Annotated in this window: 18 protein-coding genes; 9 read left to right on the top strand and 9 right to left on the bottom strand. The window is 60.1% G+C overall.

Annotated features, from left to right (window positions below):
* Nucleotides 1-16 precede the first annotated feature (16 nt).
* The 4 genes from ACR0J8_RS06005 to ACR0J8_RS05990 form a co-directional block, all read right to left on the bottom strand.
* On the bottom strand, nucleotides 17-859 hold the full coding sequence (locus ACR0J8_RS06005; protein ID WP_480524307.1) for a DMT family transporter: 843 nt from the start codon (nucleotides 857-859) through the stop codon (nucleotides 17-19).
* Nucleotides 860-1,097: 238 nt separating this feature from the next.
* Nucleotides 1,098-2,738 (bottom strand): chaperonin GroEL, encoded by a 1,641-nt coding sequence (gene groL, locus ACR0J8_RS06000; protein ID WP_170614751.1) that lies wholly within the window; start codon nucleotides 2,736-2,738, stop codon nucleotides 1,098-1,100.
* Nucleotides 2,739-2,793: 55 nt separating this feature from the next.
* On the bottom strand, nucleotides 2,794-3,081 hold the full coding sequence (locus ACR0J8_RS05995) for a co-chaperone GroES (RefSeq protein ID WP_480524305.1): 288 nt from the start codon (nucleotides 3,079-3,081) through the stop codon (nucleotides 2,794-2,796).
* A gap of 174 nt (nucleotides 3,082-3,255) precedes the next feature.
* Nucleotides 3,256-3,930 (bottom strand): DUF2161 domain-containing phosphodiesterase, encoded by a 675-nt coding sequence (locus tag ACR0J8_RS05990; protein WP_480524303.1) that lies wholly within the window; start codon nucleotides 3,928-3,930, stop codon nucleotides 3,256-3,258.
* A gap of 121 nt (nucleotides 3,931-4,051) precedes the next feature.
* Here ACR0J8_RS05990 and ACR0J8_RS05985 point away from each other — a divergent pair, with 121 nt between their 5' ends.
* The 7 genes from ACR0J8_RS05985 to ACR0J8_RS05955 all read left to right on the top strand — a co-directional run bounded on the left by ACR0J8_RS05985 (nucleotide 4,052) and on the right by ACR0J8_RS05955 (nucleotide 10,225).
* Nucleotides 4,052-5,032: a TraB/GumN family protein gene (locus ACR0J8_RS05985; RefSeq protein ID WP_480524301.1), complete on the top strand. Its 981-nt coding sequence runs from the start codon at nucleotides 4,052-4,054 to the stop codon at nucleotides 5,030-5,032.
* A gap of 108 nt (nucleotides 5,033-5,140) precedes the next feature.
* Nucleotides 5,141-6,061, top strand: coding sequence for a manganese-dependent inorganic pyrophosphatase (locus tag ACR0J8_RS05980; RefSeq protein ID WP_480524300.1), 921 nt, complete (start codon nucleotides 5,141-5,143; stop codon nucleotides 6,059-6,061).
* A 239-nt stretch (nucleotides 6,062-6,300) separates the two neighbouring features.
* Nucleotides 6,301-7,176, top strand: a complete 876-nt coding sequence (locus tag ACR0J8_RS05975; RefSeq protein WP_480524298.1) for a TIGR01459 family HAD-type hydrolase — start codon at nucleotides 6,301-6,303, stop codon at nucleotides 7,174-7,176.
* A gap of 100 nt (nucleotides 7,177-7,276) precedes the next feature.
* The gene (locus tag ACR0J8_RS05970) at nucleotides 7,277-7,720 is read left to right on the top strand and encodes a MaoC family dehydratase (protein WP_170614757.1); all 444 of its coding nucleotides are present in this window, start codon (nucleotides 7,277-7,279) and stop codon (nucleotides 7,718-7,720) included.
* Nucleotides 7,721-7,788: 68 nt separating this feature from the next.
* Entirely contained in the window at nucleotides 7,789-8,721 is a 933-nt protein-coding gene (locus ACR0J8_RS05965; RefSeq protein WP_480524296.1) for a bifunctional riboflavin kinase/FAD synthetase, read from the top strand.
* Complete coding sequence (locus ACR0J8_RS05960; protein WP_170807905.1) at nucleotides 8,718-9,191, top strand: YcgN family cysteine cluster protein; 474 nt, start codon at nucleotides 8,718-8,720, stop codon at nucleotides 9,189-9,191. The genes ACR0J8_RS05965 and ACR0J8_RS05960 overlap by 4 nt, the downstream gene beginning before the upstream one ends.
* Nucleotides 9,191-10,225, top strand: a complete 1,035-nt coding sequence (locus ACR0J8_RS05955; RefSeq protein ID WP_480524294.1) for a threonine aldolase family protein — start codon at nucleotides 9,191-9,193, stop codon at nucleotides 10,223-10,225. Before ACR0J8_RS05960 ends, ACR0J8_RS05955 begins: the two co-directional genes overlap by 1 nt.
* Before the next feature lie 35 nt (nucleotides 10,226-10,260).
* Here ACR0J8_RS05955 and ACR0J8_RS05950 read toward each other — a convergent pair whose 3' ends face one another.
* Both ACR0J8_RS05950 and ACR0J8_RS05945 read right to left on the bottom strand, forming a co-directional pair.
* Nucleotides 10,261-11,085 (bottom strand): alpha/beta fold hydrolase, encoded by an 825-nt coding sequence (locus ACR0J8_RS05950; protein ID WP_480524293.1) that lies wholly within the window; start codon nucleotides 11,083-11,085, stop codon nucleotides 10,261-10,263.
* Nucleotides 11,086-11,087: 2 nt separating this feature from the next.
* Nucleotides 11,088-11,684, bottom strand: coding sequence for a DsbA family protein (locus ACR0J8_RS05945; protein ID WP_480524291.1), 597 nt, complete (start codon nucleotides 11,682-11,684; stop codon nucleotides 11,088-11,090).
* 107 nt (nucleotides 11,685-11,791) lie between these two features.
* Between ACR0J8_RS05945 and ACR0J8_RS05940 the strand changes: the two genes are divergently transcribed.
* The gene (locus ACR0J8_RS05940; RefSeq protein WP_170614763.1) at nucleotides 11,792-12,811 is read left to right on the top strand and encodes a ribose-phosphate pyrophosphokinase; all 1,020 of its coding nucleotides are present in this window, start codon (nucleotides 11,792-11,794) and stop codon (nucleotides 12,809-12,811) included.
* Nucleotides 12,812-12,878: 67 nt separating this feature from the next.
* Entirely contained in the window at nucleotides 12,879-13,328 is a 450-nt protein-coding gene (gene rpiB / locus ACR0J8_RS05935) for a ribose 5-phosphate isomerase B (RefSeq protein ID WP_480524288.1), read from the top strand.
* Nucleotides 13,329-13,388: 60 nt separating this feature from the next.
* Here rpiB and ACR0J8_RS05930 read toward each other — a convergent pair whose 3' ends face one another.
* From ACR0J8_RS05930 to atpD, 3 genes are all read right to left on the bottom strand, one after another.
* The gene (locus ACR0J8_RS05930; protein WP_170614765.1) at nucleotides 13,389-13,739 is read right to left on the bottom strand and encodes an H-type lectin domain-containing protein; all 351 of its coding nucleotides are present in this window, start codon (nucleotides 13,737-13,739) and stop codon (nucleotides 13,389-13,391) included.
* 117 nt (nucleotides 13,740-13,856) lie between these two features.
* A complete protein-coding gene (locus ACR0J8_RS05925) occupies nucleotides 13,857-14,267 on the bottom strand; it encodes a F0F1 ATP synthase subunit epsilon (protein WP_170817178.1) in 411 nt (136 codons plus the stop codon).
* A 12-nt stretch (nucleotides 14,268-14,279) separates the two neighbouring features.
* The gene (atpD, locus tag ACR0J8_RS05920; RefSeq protein ID WP_170614767.1) at nucleotides 14,280-15,704 is read right to left on the bottom strand and encodes a F0F1 ATP synthase subunit beta; all 1,425 of its coding nucleotides are present in this window, start codon (nucleotides 15,702-15,704) and stop codon (nucleotides 14,280-14,282) included.
* Nucleotides 15,705-15,718: the final 14 nt, after the last annotated feature.

Below are 15,718 nucleotides of genomic sequence, written 5' to 3'. Positions count from 1 at the left end.
TGGATCGTGAAAACCCCTAGCCGGTCTTCCGTCGCGATACGGCCATCGCAATGCCGCCCAGAACCGCGACGGTTCCAACAGCCAGACGCAGACCTGCCGTTTCCCCCAGCAGGGCAATGCCAGCCGCGATGGCGATGATCGGAACGCTCAGTTGCACCACGGCCGCAGTCGCAGGCAAAAGCTTCGGCAGAACCCGATACCACAGCGCATAACCCAGCCCCGAAGTCACGGCGCCGGACAAAATCGCCAGCGCATACCCAGTGGGTTCCATCTGCCAAACTCCGCCCAACAAAAACAGCGCAACGGCCGTGACCGGCAGGGCAACCACGAAATTGGCAGCTGTCCCTTGCAACGCGTCGGGCTCGGACCGGCCTGCCAGCGAATAAGCGGCCCAGCCCACACCCGCCGCTGTCATCAGCGCGGCGCCGGACAAGTCGACCTGAACAGCACCAGATGGCCACAACACATACCCAAGTCCGGCAAGCGCAATCCCCGCTCCGGCCACCTGGCGCGCGGTGGGACCCGAACCTGACACGGCGCCAAAGGCAAACATGGAAATCTGTACAACCCCGAACAGGATCAACGCCCCCAATCCCGCATCAAGCGTCAGGTACGCCATCGAAAACCCGATCATATAAATGGACAGTGACCCGGCCCCGATAACCCTGCGCTTGTGAAATACCGGCAGATGCTCGCCTTGTTGCCGGACCAACACGACCAGCATCAAGGCCCCAGACAGAACCCGCACCACGGCAAATCCCGCCGGATCGGCGGCCCCGCTGTCGATTGCCAGCCGGTTCAGGATCGAGTTCGCCGCGAAGGCGCACATGGTCAGGGTGGTCAGCAGGAACAGTCTCATATCAACCGCATAGCCGGTTCGCCGCGAACTGGACAGTCCTTTCCGCAAACACCCGGCGCTTCATCTTTTCCCAAATACTCCCGCCGGAGGCATGGCCGCATCGCGGCCATCGAAACCGAAACGGGGCCGCCCGAAGACGACCCCGTTCCTTTGCACTGTGCGTCCCCGTGAAGCAGCCTGGCCATGGGGTCTGGCGCCTGTCGGGGCCGTCAGAATTCGCCGGAGCGAATTCGACGTCTTACATCATGCCGCCCATGCCGCCCATGTCGGGCATGCCGCCGGCGGCAGGTGCGTCTTTCTGCGGCTTGTCTGCAACCATCGCTTCGGTGGTGACCAGCAGACCGGCAACCGATGCCGCGTCTTCCAGAGCGGTACGGACAACTTTGGCCGGGTCGATCACGCCGAACGAGAACATGTCGCCATATTCTTCGGTCTGCGCGTTGAAGCCGAAGGCAGCATCCGAGGATTCGCGAACTTTGCCTGCAACAACCGCACCGTCGACACCTGCGTTCTCGGCGATCTGGCGCAGCGGCGCTTCGATAGCCTTACGAACGATGTTGATGCCTGCGTCCTGATCAGCGTTTGCACCCTTCAGAGCTTCCAGTGCTTTACCGGCCTGAACCAGAGCAACACCACCGCCCACAACGACGCCTTCCTGAACGGCAGCGCGTGTTGCGTTTAGAGCATCGTCCACACGGTCCTTACGCTCTTTCACTTCAACTTCGGTCATGCCGCCGACGCGGATAACAGCAACACCGCCTGCCAGTTTGGCAACACGCTCTTGCAGCTTCTCACGGTCGTAGTCCGACGAGGTTTCTTCGATCTGGGTGCGGATCTGGGCAACACGTGCTTCGATCTCGGCTTTCTCGCCAGCACCGTCGACGATGGTGGTTTCGTCTTTGGTGATTTCGATCTTCTTGGCGGTGCCCAGCATGTCCATGGTCACGGACTCGAGCTTCATGCCCAGATCTTCGCTGATGACCTGACCGCCGGTCAGGATTGCGATGTCCTGCAGCATGGCTTTGCGGCGATCGCCGAAGCCCGGTGCTTTGACAGCAGCAATTTTCAGGCCGCCGCGCAGTTTGTTGACAACCAGAGTTGCCAGCGCTTCGCCTTCAACATCCTCGGCAATGATCAGCAGCGGCTTTTGCGACTGGATCACCTGCTCGAGCAGCGGAACCATCGGCTGCAGCGAGGACAGTTTCTTTTCGTGCAGCAGGATCATGCAGTCGTCGAGCTCTGCGATCATCTTGTCTGCGTTGGTGACGAAGTAGGGCGACAGGTAGCCACGGTCGAACTGCATACCTTCGACAACGTCGGTTTCGGTTTCCAGACCTTTGTTTTCTTCGACGGTGATAACGCCTTCGTTGCCAACCTTCTGCATCGCGTCTGCGATCTGCTGACCGATTTCGGCTTCGCCGTTGGCCGAGATGGTGCCAACCTGAGCAACTTCTGCCGAGTCCTTGACTTCGCGCGAAGCGGCCTTGATGCCTTCAACAACCTTGGCGGTTGCCAGGTCGATGCCGCGCTTCAGGTCCATCGGGTTCAGGCCTGCTGCAACCTGCTTCAGACCTTCTTTGACGATGGCCTGTGCCAGAACGGTTGCGGTGGTGGTGCCGTCGCCGGCTTCGTCATTGGTGCGGCTGGCGACTTCTTTCACCATCTGCGCGCCCATGTTTTCGAACTTGTCTTCCAGTTCGATTTCCTTGGCAACCGAAACACCGTCTTTGGTGATGCGCGGCGCGCCGAAGGATTTGTCCAGAACCACGTTGCGGCCTTTGGGGCCCAGGGTCACTTTAACCGCGTCAGCCAGGATGTTCACACCCTTCAGCATACGGTTGCGGGCATCGGTGTCGAACTTGACGTCCTTTGCAGCCATGTCGTTTCTCCTTGAGAAATATGTTGGAAATGAAGATCAGAGAAAGCGCGCAGGCTTACTCGATGATCCCCATGATGTCGCTTTCTTTCATCATCAGCAGCTCTTCGCCGCCGACGTTGACCTCGGTGCCCGACCATTTGCCGAACAGGATCTTGTCGCCGGCTTTTACGGCCATTGCGATCAGTTCGCCGCTGTCCTTGCGTGCGCCTTCGCCGGTTGCAACGACTTCGCCTTCGCTGGGCTTTTCTTTTGCGCTGTCAGGAATGATCAGGCCGCCTGCTGTTTTTTCGTCGCTTTCAACGCGACGGACCAGCACACGGTCATGAAGCGGTTTCAATGCCATCTTTGCAGCTCCTTGGGCTCAAAGTTTGTTTATCCTCCCCTCACCTAACGGCGAGGCGCTAGCACTCGGGTCATCCGAGTGATAACGACGCATAGCTAGGGAGTTGGAAAGGCCGAGTCAACAAGATGTGAGAAACTTTTTGCGTCCGGGATTCCAGCGGGGCCGTTTCGGGCTTCAGTCCTGCTGTTCCCAGCTGTAGGCCCAGTGCTTCAGCCCCTCGGATCCACAGGCCGACAATTGGTAGACCCCCTTTTCGACTTTTTCGAACCAGCCATAGTGATTGTCGCGCATGATGCGCGTCGCCCCGGTAACTCCGGTTGCGCTGGCCACGTCAGATCCCTTGGTCGCGCCGCATTCCGCCAGATATGCTGCACATTTCAGGGCGTCTTGGCGGTACCCGGTCACGATTCCATGCCGCGTGGCCCCGCCCGCATTCGGGTCGCCCTGCAGCCGGTCGAATTCCCGCAACAACCGCGCGGCCCTTACCTTGTTCTTGCGGGGCGCGTAAGGCCCCGGGTCGCAATGCACCTCGGCCCGGCCGTCTTCCCGGACGGTGATCAGGCCCAAACCCAGCCTACGGCACAAGGACAGGTTATCCCTCAGCGCCCGCCTTGCGGTCCGGCCCTTGGGTTTACGCACGCCGACATAGACCTGATCGGTCACTTTCAGGCGCGTGATCGCCTGATGAAACAGGGCCAGCGAAAACCCCAGCTTCAGTTCGACAATGACCGGATCATCGCCGTCGCGCGCGGCAACGATATCGGCTGCGCCGACCTCGCCCTTGACGGTGTATCCCTGACGCTCAAGCAACGCCTTGATCGGCGGGTAAAGGTCCTGTTCGCGCTTCATCTCACCATGCTAGGCTATTCGGCCGGGATTGCCAGACGTTGCCAGCCCCTTCAGCTTGCGCCCCGCCGAAAGGAAAGGCAATGTCGCGCCCGATAGGATAGCCGTCAAACCGGGGAAAACGATGCGCCTTCTGATATTTCTGTTGTGCCTGATCTTGCCTGCCAGCCTTCACGCCGCTTGCGAAGGCCGTGACCTGAGGGCGGACATGACACCCGAGATGGCGACCCGCCTTGAACACGCCTTGGACGGCATCCTCTTTCCCGAAGGCAACCACTGGGTTGCTGTCAGGGGCGACACGGTGTTGCATCTGATCGGAACCCTGCACGTCAATGACCCGCGCATGTCCGCCGTGGTCGAGCGGCTGGAACCACTCCTGAAAGACGCCGACGCCTTTTTCTTTGAAACCTCGCAGGCCGAGATGAAAGCGTTCGAGCAGGCTCTGGCCAAGGACCCCAGCCCTTTGCTGATCACATCGGGGCCGACTCTGATTGATCTGATGCCGGCCGAGGATTGGGCCGCCCTGTCAGCCACCTTGGCCAAACGCGGCATTCCCGCCTGGACCGCCGCAAAGTTGCGCCCCTGGTTTTTGAGCCTGACATTGGGCGTGCCATCCTGCGTGGCACAGACCCCGGACGGAGACCGCGGCATGGATGCACGCCTGTCCGAACTCGCCGATACTCACGGTATCCCGCAGCATTCGCTGGAACAGGTCGAAGATGTCATTGCGATGTTCGAAAGCCATCCGATCGAAGAACAGGCCCAGTCACTGGCCCGGCTTGCCGGCGCGCTGGAGGCCAGCGAAGACCAGCTGGCCACGATGACCAACGCCTATCTGGAAGAAAAACATGCCGAAATCATCCAGCTTTCCTTGCTGCAGGGGTTCGACGCATCAGATCTGACGCAGGAAGAATTTGATGCCGAATGGAAGGCGTTCGAGCAGCAATTGCTGATCCAGCGCAACGACAACTGGCTGAAGCACATTCTGGAACTGAAGAACCAAACGGCCGTCATCGCCGTGGGTGCGGGGCATCTGGCCGGTAAGCAGGGGTTGTTGCATCAATTACAGCTTGCAGGTTTCACGCTGACCCGCGCGCCCTTCTGATCTGACAGTCAGGTTTGACGAACAGTCGCATCTGGCGCACAGCCGGGTGACAAGCCTGTCTGTCCACCCTATAAGGCCCGCAAAATCCCATTTCTGCAGGACACTGACATGACAATCCAGGTTTTCGGCCACAAGTCCCCCGACACTGACTCGACCGGCTCGCCCATTCTGTGGGCCTGGTATCTGAACGAAATCCAGGGCGAGAAAGCTGAGCCTGTGCTGCTGGGTGAGCCTAATACCGAAGCCGCCTTCATGCTGCGCCACTGGGATCTGCCGAAACCGCGGATCATCGATGACGTGAGTGAGGGCGCTCCGGTCGTCATCGTCGACACCAACAACCCCGCCGAGCTGCCTGCCGGTATCAACGGCGCCGATATCCGCGCCATCATCGACCACCACAAGCTGGTCGGCGGCCTGGAAACCAAAGGCCCGATCGACATTACCGTCCGCCCGCTGGCCTGTACCGCAACCATCATGATCGACCTGATCGGGGATGACGCGGCCAGGATGCCTGACGCCATCAAAGGCGCGGCGCTGACTTGCATCCTGTCCGATACGCTGGAGTTCCGCTCGCCGACCACGACCCCGCGCGATCGTGCGGTCGCGGAAAAGCTCGCCGCAGAACTTGAGTTGGATATTGCGGAATACGCTGCCGACATGTTCGCCGCGAAGTCGGACGTTTCGTCCTTTTCCGACGCGGAACTGATCCGCATGGACAGCAAGGAATACGAAGTCGACGGCACCAAATTCCGCGTCTCGGTTCTAGAAACCACCGCGCCCGGTGTTGTTCTGGACCGCAAGGACAGCCTGGCAGGCTCGATGGCGGATGTCGCCAGGGAAGATGGTGTGGATCAGGTTCTGCTGTTCGTTGTGGACATCCTGAACGAAGAAGCCACCCTGTTGGTTCCGAACGATCTGGTCAAATCCGTTGCCGAAAAAAGCTTTGGCGCCTCGGTCGACGGCGATGCCGTGGTTTTGCCCGGCATCATGAGCCGCAAGAAACAGATCATCCCGAACCTCAAGGTCTAACACCGAACTCTTTACAGAAAGTTAGGCACCCCTATCGGGCACCTTTTTTTTGCGAGGCTCTGCCTCGCGCTCCGGGATATTTTTGGCCAGATGAAGTTTGGATCCCCTGCTTCATCTGGCTGAAAGTATCCTGGGGGAGACGCCCGAAAGGCGGCGGGGGCAAAGCCCCTACTGGCCAAACCGGTATTCCTCTGCCATAGGCTTTGATGACTTTCCCACCGCGTCAACAGGGGCCTGACATGACACAGATCATCCAATCGCTTGACGAGGTTTCCGACCGCTACAAAGCTCTGTTCGTCGACCTGTGGGGCTGCGTGCACAATGGCATTACAGCCTTCCCCGAAGCAGTTGCTGCGCTGCAATCTTACCGCGCGTCGGGTGGTTTGGTGGTTCTGGTCACAAACTCACCAAAACCCCGTGCCGGTGTGGCAGTGCAACTGACGCAGTTCAACGTACCGGCCGACGCCTATGACACTATCGCCACCAGTGGCGACTCGGCCCGGTCAGCCATGTTCCGGGGCACGGTTGGCCAGAAAGTCTATTTCATGGGCGAATGGGAGCGTGACGAAGGGTTCTTTGAACCACTCAAGCTGTTGCATCACCCAATCCAGATCGAACGGGTGCCGCTGGATGAAGCCGAAGGAATTGTTTGCTGCGGCCCGTTCGACCCCATGGCGGACCCGGCGGTCAACCGGGCCGATTTTCTGTACGCCAAACAAAAAGGGCTGAAGCTGCTCTGCGCAAACCCCGACATAGTCGTTGATCGTGGTGAAGTACGGGAATGGTGTGCAGGGGCTCTGGCCCGCCTTTACACCGAAATGGGCGGTGAGAGCCTTTATTTTGGCAAGCCTCATCCGCCGATTTATGATCTGGCCCGGCGCAGGCTGCAGGAACTGGGCGCAGACATTGCCGATGCCGATATTCTGGCAATCGGTGACGGTCCACATACGGACATCGCCGGCGGTATGGGGGAAGGGATTGATTCCCTGTTCATATCCGGCGGTCTGGCTGCATCCGAGACAAAAACATCATACCAGCCTGACCCGGATGCGCTAAACAGCTATATTGAAAAAGAAAAAATAAATCCAACCTATTCGATCGGCCGTCTGAGGTAGTAAATAGGGCTTGATTTTCTGCACTTGCGAAGTAATAAAGTTGCCAATCGATGGCTACGGGCGGTTTTTTATTTCTCCGCCAACTGCAAGTGAGGGCAACATGTTGGACAATCTTCCGCGCGGAACGATCTGTATCGAAGACATTGAAATGGGCATGAGCCGCCACCTGCGCAAAGTGGTGACGGACGAGGACATCGAGATGTTTGCCCAGGTGTCGACCGACCGGAACCCGGTTCATCTGGACGACGATTATGCCCGCGACACGATTTTCGAAGGGCGCATCGCGCATGGGATGCTGACGGCCGGCCTGATTTCGGCGGTAATCGGTGAGCAGCTGCCCGGTCACGGTACCGTATACATGGGCCAGTCGCTGAAGTTTCTGGCTCCGGTCCGCCCCGGCGACATGGTTTATGCCGAGGTCAAGGTCATCGACATCGACTTCTCGAAGCGGCGCGTCAAGCTGGACTGCCATTGTTCTGTCGAAGGCAAAAAGGTTTTGGTTGGCGAAGCCATGGTTCTGGCCCCCTCGCGGAAATTCGACTGAGGCGAACTCTGTCTGATCTGCTATCGGCAGGTCTTGAACCCGCCTCTCAGTCCCGCTAGGCAGACGCCATGCGCATCATCCGGGATTTTCAGTTTGTCGAGCCTCAGGACCGGGGCGCCAGCGTGGCGATCGGGAATTTTGACGGCGTTCATATCGGCCATCAGTCGGTCATCGAACTGGCGCGCAAAGCCGCGCCGGATGCGCCCTTGGGTGTCATGACGTTCGAGCCGCATCCGCGCGAGTTTTTCGCGCCGGACAGCCCCCCCTTTCGGCTGATGCGCGGCAACAGCAGAGCGCATCGGCTGGAAAAGCTGGGGGTGCAGAAGTTGTATGAGCTGCCCTTCAACAGTGCGCTGGCCGGCCTGACCCCCGAGGAATTCGCGCGCGATGTCATTTGCAAAGGCCTGGGTCTGGCACATGTGGTGGTGGGGGCCGATTTCTGTTTTGGCAAGGGACGCAGCGGCACAGCCGATGACATGGTCCGGTTTGGCCGGGACATGGGGTTTGGTGTCACCATCGCGCCGCTGAAAGAACGGTCCGAGCATGTGGTCTCATCCACCGCGATCCGACAGGCGCTGAGTGACGGGCGTCCCCTCGACGCCGCCTCGATGCTGGGTCACTGGCACCGGATCGAAGGCGAGGTCATCGGCGGGGAACAACGCGGGCGCGAACTGGGTTTTCCGACGGCCAACATGTCCATCGAAGGGTTGCATCCGCCGAAATTCGGCGTCTACGCGGTGCTGGTTGACGTTCTGGATGGACCCAATCAGGGCAGCTATCGCGGTGCCGCATCTGTTGGGACGCGCCCGATGTTCAATGGCGCAGTGCCGAATATTGAGACCTTTCTGTTCGACTTTTCGGGCGATCTTTACGGGGCCACATTGTCGGTGGGGCTGGTGGACTATCTGCGCCCGGAGATGACGTTTGAGAGGCTGGACGGGCTGGTCGCGCAGATGGATGCGGATTGTGCCCGTGCCCGCGAGATTCTGGCGGGACAATGAAAAAAGACCCGATCGAACGCGGTGGCCTGCCGCATCGCTTTTGGGAGCGTAAGCCCCTGCGTCGCCTGAACGAGCGCGAATGGGAGGCCCTGTGTGATGGCTGCGGTAAATGCTGCCTGAACAAGCTGGAAGATGAAGACACGGGCGAGGTCGCCCTGACCTGCGTCGCCTGCCGCCTGCTGGACGACGAAAGCTGCCGCTGCACGCAATACGACATCCGCCATCAGTTCGTGCCGGAATGCATCGTGATGACCCCGGACAATATTGACGATCACGCCTATTGGCTGCCGCAGACCTGTGCCTACCGGCTGCTGTGGGAAGGCAAGCCCTTGTATGACTGGCACCCCTTGATATCGGGGACGCCGGACAGCGTTCATGCGGCCGGGGTTTCCGTTCAGGGGCGCACCGTTTCCGAATTCGAGACCCCTCTGGAAGAGTGGGAAGACCATATTATCGAGGAGCCCGTCTGATGTTTTTCGCCTCTGACAATTCCGGACCAGTCCATCCTGAAGTGCTGACCGCGCTGAGTGAAGCCAATGATGGCTATCAGATGGCGTATGGCGCCGACACGCTGATGAACGAGGTGCGCGACCGGATCCGGGGCGTCTTCGAGGCGCCGGGCGCGGCGGTATACCTGGTGGCGACAGGCACGGCTGCAAACTCGCTGGCGCTGGCGACACTGGCGAACCCTTGGGACACCGTCTTTTGCTCGCCCGTCGCCCACATTCACGAGGATGAGTGCAACGCGCCCGAGTTCTACAGCGGCGCCAAGCTGACGCTGGTGCCCGGCGGCGACAAGATGCAGCCAGAGGCATTGCGCAGCAGCATTCTGGGCGAGGAGACCCGCGGCGTACATGGTCCGCAGCGCGGTCCTGTTTCGATCACTCAGGTGACCGAGCGCGGGTCTGTCTATTCGCTCGCCGAATTGCAGGGGCTGTGCGGTGTGGCACGGGAATACGGCCTGCCGGTGCATCTGGACGGGGCACGGTTCGCCAATGCTCTGGTCGCGCTCAACTGTTCCCCTGCCGAAATGACGTGGAAAGCCGGGGTGGACGCCGTAAGCTTTGGCGGCACCAAGAACGGGCTGATGGGTGTCGAGGCTGTCGTTTTCTTTGACGAAAGCAAAGCCTGGGAATTTGAGTTGCGCCGCAAGCGGGGCGCGCATCTGTTTTCCAAACACCGCTATCTGTCCGCGCAGATGGCGGCCTATCTGCGGGATGATCTGTGGCTGCGCGCAGCCCGGCAGGCGAACGCGAATTGCGCAAGGCTGGCGGCAGGATTGCGGGCGGCCGGTTCGGATTTCCTGCACGAGCCGCAAGCCAATATCGTTTTCGCCCGTTTCCCGAGGCACCTGCATCGTCGATTGCACGAAAAGGGCGCGGTCTATCACATGTGGGGTGATGAACTGGACGGGGCGGACGAAGACGAAATGCTGGCCTGCCGCCTTGTCTGCGACTGGTCCATCAGTGCGGAACAGATCGACCGGTTTCTGGCCCTTTTCTGACGGTTGTCGGGGGCGTCGCCCCCGCCGCAGCAAATTCAAACGGAAGAAGCCAACGGAATTCGGAAGAACTCCGACAGGCTGCGCGCCGTCTCTTTTGGATGGGAAATCGGCAGCATGTGCCCTGCCTCCGGGATGATTTCGGTGGTTGCCGCAGGCAGACGGCGTTGCAGGCTGTTGCATATTGCGGGGATGACCGGGTGCGTCAGCGATCCGCTGAGGATCCGGACCGGCATCTGGGCGCGTTCCAGTTTTTCCGGTTGCAACAGGCCCGCACCGTCCTCGGATAGGGCATTGTTGGAGGCCGGGACTACATGCACCCCGCGAATCATTGCGGCGCGGGTACGGTCCGGCAGATCCGCCCAGCGGGGGCTGTCCTGTGTGCTCCACATGCGGTTGAACAGGCGGGCTGCCTGCGATGCGTTGCCTGTGGCGAGCGCGGAAACAAAGGGTTCTGCATCTCGCTCATGCTGATCGTAGAGGTCCGGGGCATCCAGCTTTGCCAGGGCAAAAAAGACCGGCTCAATCAGAATAGCGCGGCGCACGAGGTCGGGGTGTTCGACCGCTAGGCGCAACGCGATCATCGCACCAAAGGAGTGGCCGATCACATCCATCGGTTTTTGCAGCTGGCTGGCCGCCAGTTCGGTCATCCGGTCAAAAAAGTCGCCCCGCCCGTCCCAATCGGGGCTGCGGCCGTGTGACAGCATGTCCGGCGCAATCATGCTTGCCTGCCCGCCCAGCGCAGCTGCAAGGCCCGACCAGGCGCCGGAATGGGCAATGGTGCAGTGCAGGGCGAGCATCTGATGCGCGCCCTTGCCCAATGTTCGCACAAAGACTTCTTGCGGCACAGTACGGCCTGTCATGCCTACAGCGTCGCCAGGTGCCGGTCCAGTTCGTCCAGCCTGTCCTGCCCCCAGAACCTCTGGTCATCCGGGGTGATATAGAACGGCGCGCCGAACACGCCGCGATCGACGGCCTCTTCAAGATTGGCGGCGTAGGTTTCCGCACCCACAAGCAGGCCGCTGTCGGCAAGTCCGGGATCGAACCCGGCCTTTGACAGGCAATCGCGGATCACATCATCCTGAGCGATGTCCTTTTCCTCGGCCCAGCAGGCACGCAGGATTGAATGGCAAAGCTGCCCGACATCGCCGGACCCGTCCTGAACGGCGGCGATCACGGCGTAGGATGAGGGGGCCATATTCGTTGGCCAGTGCGCGGGTTGCAGGTTGAATTCCATTCCCAGATTTCTGGACTGGCGCAGCAATTCCTGAGCCCGGTATTCGATGCGAGAGATGTGCCGATCCTTCGGCGGAACCCCACCAGTGCGCGAGAACAGAGCGATAATGTCCAACGGCTTGTAGTTGATCGTCGCACCGTGCTTTGCCGCGATCTCTTCCAGCCGGGTTCCGGCCAGATAGGAATAGGGCGAGAGTGTCGCAAAATAGTAGTCAATCTGGGTCATGTGCACTTTCTCCGCTGCGTTACCTTTGCGGAACGGTAAGGCCATGCTAAGCGGTGTCAACATCACGAATCTGTCACATTGCCATTGCTGCCCGGGGACCTCAGCCGATGCCGACACTTCACGAACCCAAGCTAATCGCTGGGAACGCCAACCTTCCGCTTGCCAAAACCATAGCCCGCCGCATGAGCCTTTACCGCGGCGTCGATCAGGGGCTGGTCGATGCGCGGGTCGAACGGTTCAACGATGGCGAGATCTTCGTCGAAGTGTTCGAGAATGTGCGCGGCGAGGATATGTTCATCATCCAGCCGACCTCGAACCCGGCCAATGACAACCTGATGGAACTTCTGATCATCGCTGACGCCCTGCGTCGGTCGTCGGCCCAGCGGATCACTGCCGTGATCCCCTATTTCGGTTATGCCCGTCAGGACCGCCGCACAAAGGCGCGTACGCCGATCTCTGCCAAGCTGGTCGCCAACATGCTGACCGGCGCCGGAATCGAGCGGGTCCTGACCATGGACCTGCACGCGGCCCAGATTCAGGGTTTCTTCGATATTCCGGTGGACAACCTCTATGCCTCGCCGATCTTTGCCCTGGATGTGAAACACCAGTTCAAGGACAGCCTGGATGAAATCATGGTGGTGTCGCCCGACGTCGGCGGCGTAGCCCGTGCGCGCGAACTGGCCAAACGGATCAACGCCCCCCTGTCGATCGTGGACAAACGCCGCGAGAAAGCCGGTGAAGTGGCCGAGATGACCGTAATCGGCGACGTCAAGGACAAGATCTGCCTGATCGTGGACGACATGTGCGACACTGCCGGTACGCTTTGCAAAGCGGCGCAGGTGCTGCTGGATAACGGCGCGAAAGAGGTTCACTCGTACATCACCCACGGCGTCATGAGCGGCCCGGCGGTCGAACGTGTGACCAACTCGGTCATGAAGTCGCTGGTTCTGACCGACACGATCCAGCCCACCGACGCAATCGCCAAGGCCAAGAACATCCGGATTGTCCCGACGGCACCGATCTTTACCCAGGCGATCCTGAACATCTGGAACGGCACAAGTGTTTCTTCGCTGTTCGAAGACAAGACACTGACACCAATCTACGAATCCCTGTATCAGATGAACTGACAGGAAAGGGGCGCCTGGACAGGGCCCGCCTTTCTTACACGCGCATCTCAGAACGGACAGCCTTTTCATGACTGACAACAAACGCGTCGCCCTTTCCAGTGACCATGCCGCCATCGCACTGCGCCAGGCAATCGCCGCACATATCGCGGACGCCGGGTGGGAGGTCGTGGATATCGGCCCGACCACCCCGGAAAGCACACATTATCCCCTGCATGGCAAGGCCGCTGCCGAGCGCGTCGCCTCGGGCGATTGTGCTCTTGGCATCCTGTTGTGTGGCACCGGTCAGGGCATCATGATGGCGGCAAACAAGGTTCCGGGCATCCGCTGCGGTGTGTGTTCCGACACATTCTCGGCCCGGATGATCCGGCAGCACAATGATGCCAACATGCTGTCCGTGGGCGCGCGCGTCATTGGCGAAGGTCAGGCGCTGGATATCGTGGACGCGTTTTTGGGGGCCGCGTTCGAAGGTGGCCGCCACGCAACACGCGTGGACATGATCGAAGGCACCGACGCGTAAGAAACGGGCTTCAGGTGAGCATTTGACGACAAGAGCGCGGCTTCCGTTCTGAAGGTGCGCTCAGGATATATGCCAGTCATCCTCGTGCGGCACCTCGCCAATCGCGGTCCACGAGGCGCGGATGCGGGCAACGCGCGTATCCGACCAGGTGCGGAAGACGGCGCAGAACCCTTCGGGCGTAATGTTCTCGGCCTTGATTTCGGCGCGCAGCGCCGAGGACGTGTCCACATCCCACAGCGAAATGCCGATCTGTACCATCGGCGCCGAGCGAAACGGTTGGCTGAATGCGACGGTCGTCCGGCGTTCCCGCGCCCCCTCACCTGTCCACATTTCACCGCCATTGGCAAAATCGGAAAACAACAGGGCCTCGCCTTGATCAATGCCAATCGGATGGGTTTGAAAAGTTTTCATTCTGTCGTCGTTGTTCTTGAATTCCCGCAACTTATTCCGGCAATCGGGCAAAAGCACGACAAAAAAACGGCCCCGCAAACGCGAGGCCGTTCTAATTCATAAGCGATCAAGCCCGCGTTACAGGCTCATATGCGTTCCAAGCGCTTCCATGTCGGCCAGCAGTTTGGCCGCGTCGTCGACGATGGTCTGATCGTCGCCACCTTTTGCCGCTTCGTGCGACTCGCGGGCCTCGGCGATCAGATCGTCGATATGCGCACGGGTCACTTCTGAAACCGGAATGGCCTTTTCGGCCAGAACCGACAAGCTGTCGCCGTTGATCTGGGCAAACCCGCCGGTGACCAGATATTCACTGGACCCTTCGGGCGCCTCAACCTTCAGCAGACCGGGGCGCAGTGTGGTGATGGTGGGGGCATGATCGGGCATTGCCGTCATGTCTCCGTCCGCGCCGGGAATCTGGACCGCCGTCACCGCGAGCGAAGCAAGGCTCCGCTCGGGGCTGACGAGGTCGAATTGCATCGTGTTTGCCATCAGGGTTTCTCCTTAGGCAGCCGCTGCAGCCATCTTCTCGGCTTTGGCGATCACGTCTTCGATGCCGCCGACCATCAGGAAGGCCGCTTCGGGCAGGTGATCGTATTCGCCGGCCACAACGGCCTTGAACGACGAGATGGTGACATCAAGTGGAACCTGAACACCCGGAGAACCGGTGAAGACTTCGGCCACGTCGAACGGCTGCGACAGGAAGCGCTCGATCTTGCGGGCACGGGCCACGGTCAGTTTGTCCTCTTCCGACAGTTCGTCCATGCCGAGGATGGCGATGATGTCCTGCAGCGACTTGTAGCGCTGGAGAATCTGCTGAACGTCGGTCGCAACCTTGTAGTGCTCTTCACCGACGATGGCCGGGTCGAGCAGACGCGAGGTCGAGTCGAGCGGGTCAACCGCCGGGTAGATACCCTTTTCCGAGATCGCCCGGTTAAGAACGGTGGTCGCATCCAGGTGCGCAAACGAAGTTGCCGGCGCGGGGTCGGTAAGGTCGTCCGCTGGCACGTAGATCGCCTGAACCGAGGTGATCGAACCAGCTTTGGTCGAGGTGATGCGTTCCTGCAGGGCACCCATGTCGGTCGCCAGTGTCGGCTGATACCCCACCGCCGAAGGAATACGGCCCAGCAGAGCCGAAACCTCGGAACCCGCCTGCGTAAAGCGGAAGATGTTGTCGACGAAGAACAGAACGTCGGTACCGGACTGGTCGCGGAACTGCTCGGCCAGGGTCAGACCGGTCAGAGCAACACGCGCACGCGCTCCCGGAGGTTCGTTCATCTGACCGTAAACCAGGGCCACTTGGCTTTCCGACAGGTTGTCGGGCTTGATCACGTTCGATTCGATCATCTCGTGGTACAGGTCGTTCCCTTCACGGGTCCGTTCACCAACTCCCGCGAACACCGAGAAGCCCGAGTGCACTTTTGCGATGTTGTTGATCAGTTCCATGATCAGAACGGTCTTGCCAACGCCGGCGCCGCCGAACAGGCCGATTTTACCGCCCTTTGCGTAGGGGGCCAGCAGGTCAACAACCTTGATGCCGGTGACCAGAACTTCGGATTCGGTCGACTGTTCGGCAAAGGTCGGTGCGGGCTGGTGGATCGCGCGGGCTTCTGTCGCCTCAACCGGGCCTTTCTCATCGATCGGCTCGCCGACCACGTTCAGGATGCGGCCCAGAGTGGCGTTGCCTACGGGAACCGAGATCGGTGCGCCGGTGTCGGTCACTTCTTCGCCACGGACCAGACCTTCGGTCGCGTCCATCGCGATGGTGCGGACAGTGTTTTCACCCAGGTGCTGAGCAACTTCCAACACCAGGCGCTTGCCGTTGTTGGTGGTTTCCAGCGCGTTCAGAATTTCAGGCAGCTGATCGTCGAAGTGCACGTCGACGACGGCCCCGATGATCTGTGTGACTTTGCCTTTTGCATTCGCCATGTTTCGTCTCCGGT

The sequence above is a fragment of the Ruegeria sp. N11 genome, from assembly GCF_056531525.1.
Note: the sequence above shows the minus strand (reverse complement) of the source record. Positions and strands in the feature narration are given on the sequence as shown.

Excerpts from the sequence above, each read along its gene's own strand:
- ACR0J8_RS06005 (WP_480524307.1), bottom strand. The coding sequence starts at position 859 with ATGAGACTGTTCCTGCTGACCACCCTGACCATGTGCGCCTTCGCGGCG.
- groL (WP_170614751.1), bottom strand. The coding sequence starts at position 2,738 with ATGGCTGCAAAGGACGTCAAGTTCGACACCGATGCCCGCAACCGTATG.
- ACR0J8_RS05995 (WP_480524305.1), bottom strand. The coding sequence starts at position 3,081 with ATGGCATTGAAACCGCTTCATGACCGTGTGCTGGTCCGTCGCGTTGAA.
- ACR0J8_RS05990 (WP_480524303.1), bottom strand. The coding sequence starts at position 3,930 with ATGAAGCGCGAACAGGACCTTTACCCGCCGATCAAGGCGTTGCTTGAG.
- ACR0J8_RS05985 (WP_480524301.1), top strand. The coding sequence starts at position 4,052 with ATGCGCCTTCTGATATTTCTGTTGTGCCTGATCTTGCCTGCCAGCCTT.
- ACR0J8_RS05980 (WP_480524300.1), top strand. The coding sequence starts at position 5,141 with ATGACAATCCAGGTTTTCGGCCACAAGTCCCCCGACACTGACTCGACC.
- ACR0J8_RS05975 (WP_480524298.1), top strand. The coding sequence starts at position 6,301 with ATGACACAGATCATCCAATCGCTTGACGAGGTTTCCGACCGCTACAAA.
- ACR0J8_RS05970 (WP_170614757.1), top strand. The coding sequence starts at position 7,277 with ATGTTGGACAATCTTCCGCGCGGAACGATCTGTATCGAAGACATTGAA.
- ACR0J8_RS05965 (WP_480524296.1), top strand. The coding sequence starts at position 7,789 with ATGCGCATCATCCGGGATTTTCAGTTTGTCGAGCCTCAGGACCGGGGC.
- ACR0J8_RS05960 (WP_170807905.1), top strand. The coding sequence starts at position 8,718 with ATGAAAAAAGACCCGATCGAACGCGGTGGCCTGCCGCATCGCTTTTGG.
- ACR0J8_RS05955 (WP_480524294.1), top strand. The coding sequence starts at position 9,191 with ATGTTTTTCGCCTCTGACAATTCCGGACCAGTCCATCCTGAAGTGCTG.
- ACR0J8_RS05950 (WP_480524293.1), bottom strand. The coding sequence starts at position 11,085 with ATGACAGGCCGTACTGTGCCGCAAGAAGTCTTTGTGCGAACATTGGGC.
- ACR0J8_RS05945 (WP_480524291.1), bottom strand. The coding sequence starts at position 11,684 with ATGACCCAGATTGACTACTATTTTGCGACACTCTCGCCCTATTCCTAT.
- ACR0J8_RS05940 (WP_170614763.1), top strand. The coding sequence starts at position 11,792 with ATGCCGACACTTCACGAACCCAAGCTAATCGCTGGGAACGCCAACCTT.
- rpiB (WP_480524288.1), top strand. The coding sequence starts at position 12,879 with ATGACTGACAACAAACGCGTCGCCCTTTCCAGTGACCATGCCGCCATC.
- ACR0J8_RS05930 (WP_170614765.1), bottom strand. The coding sequence starts at position 13,739 with ATGAAAACTTTTCAAACCCATCCGATTGGCATTGATCAAGGCGAGGCC.
- ACR0J8_RS05925 (WP_170817178.1), bottom strand. The coding sequence starts at position 14,267 with ATGGCAAACACGATGCAATTCGACCTCGTCAGCCCCGAGCGGAGCCTT.
- atpD (WP_170614767.1), bottom strand. The coding sequence starts at position 15,704 with ATGGCGAATGCAAAAGGCAAAGTCACACAGATCATCGGGGCCGTCGTC.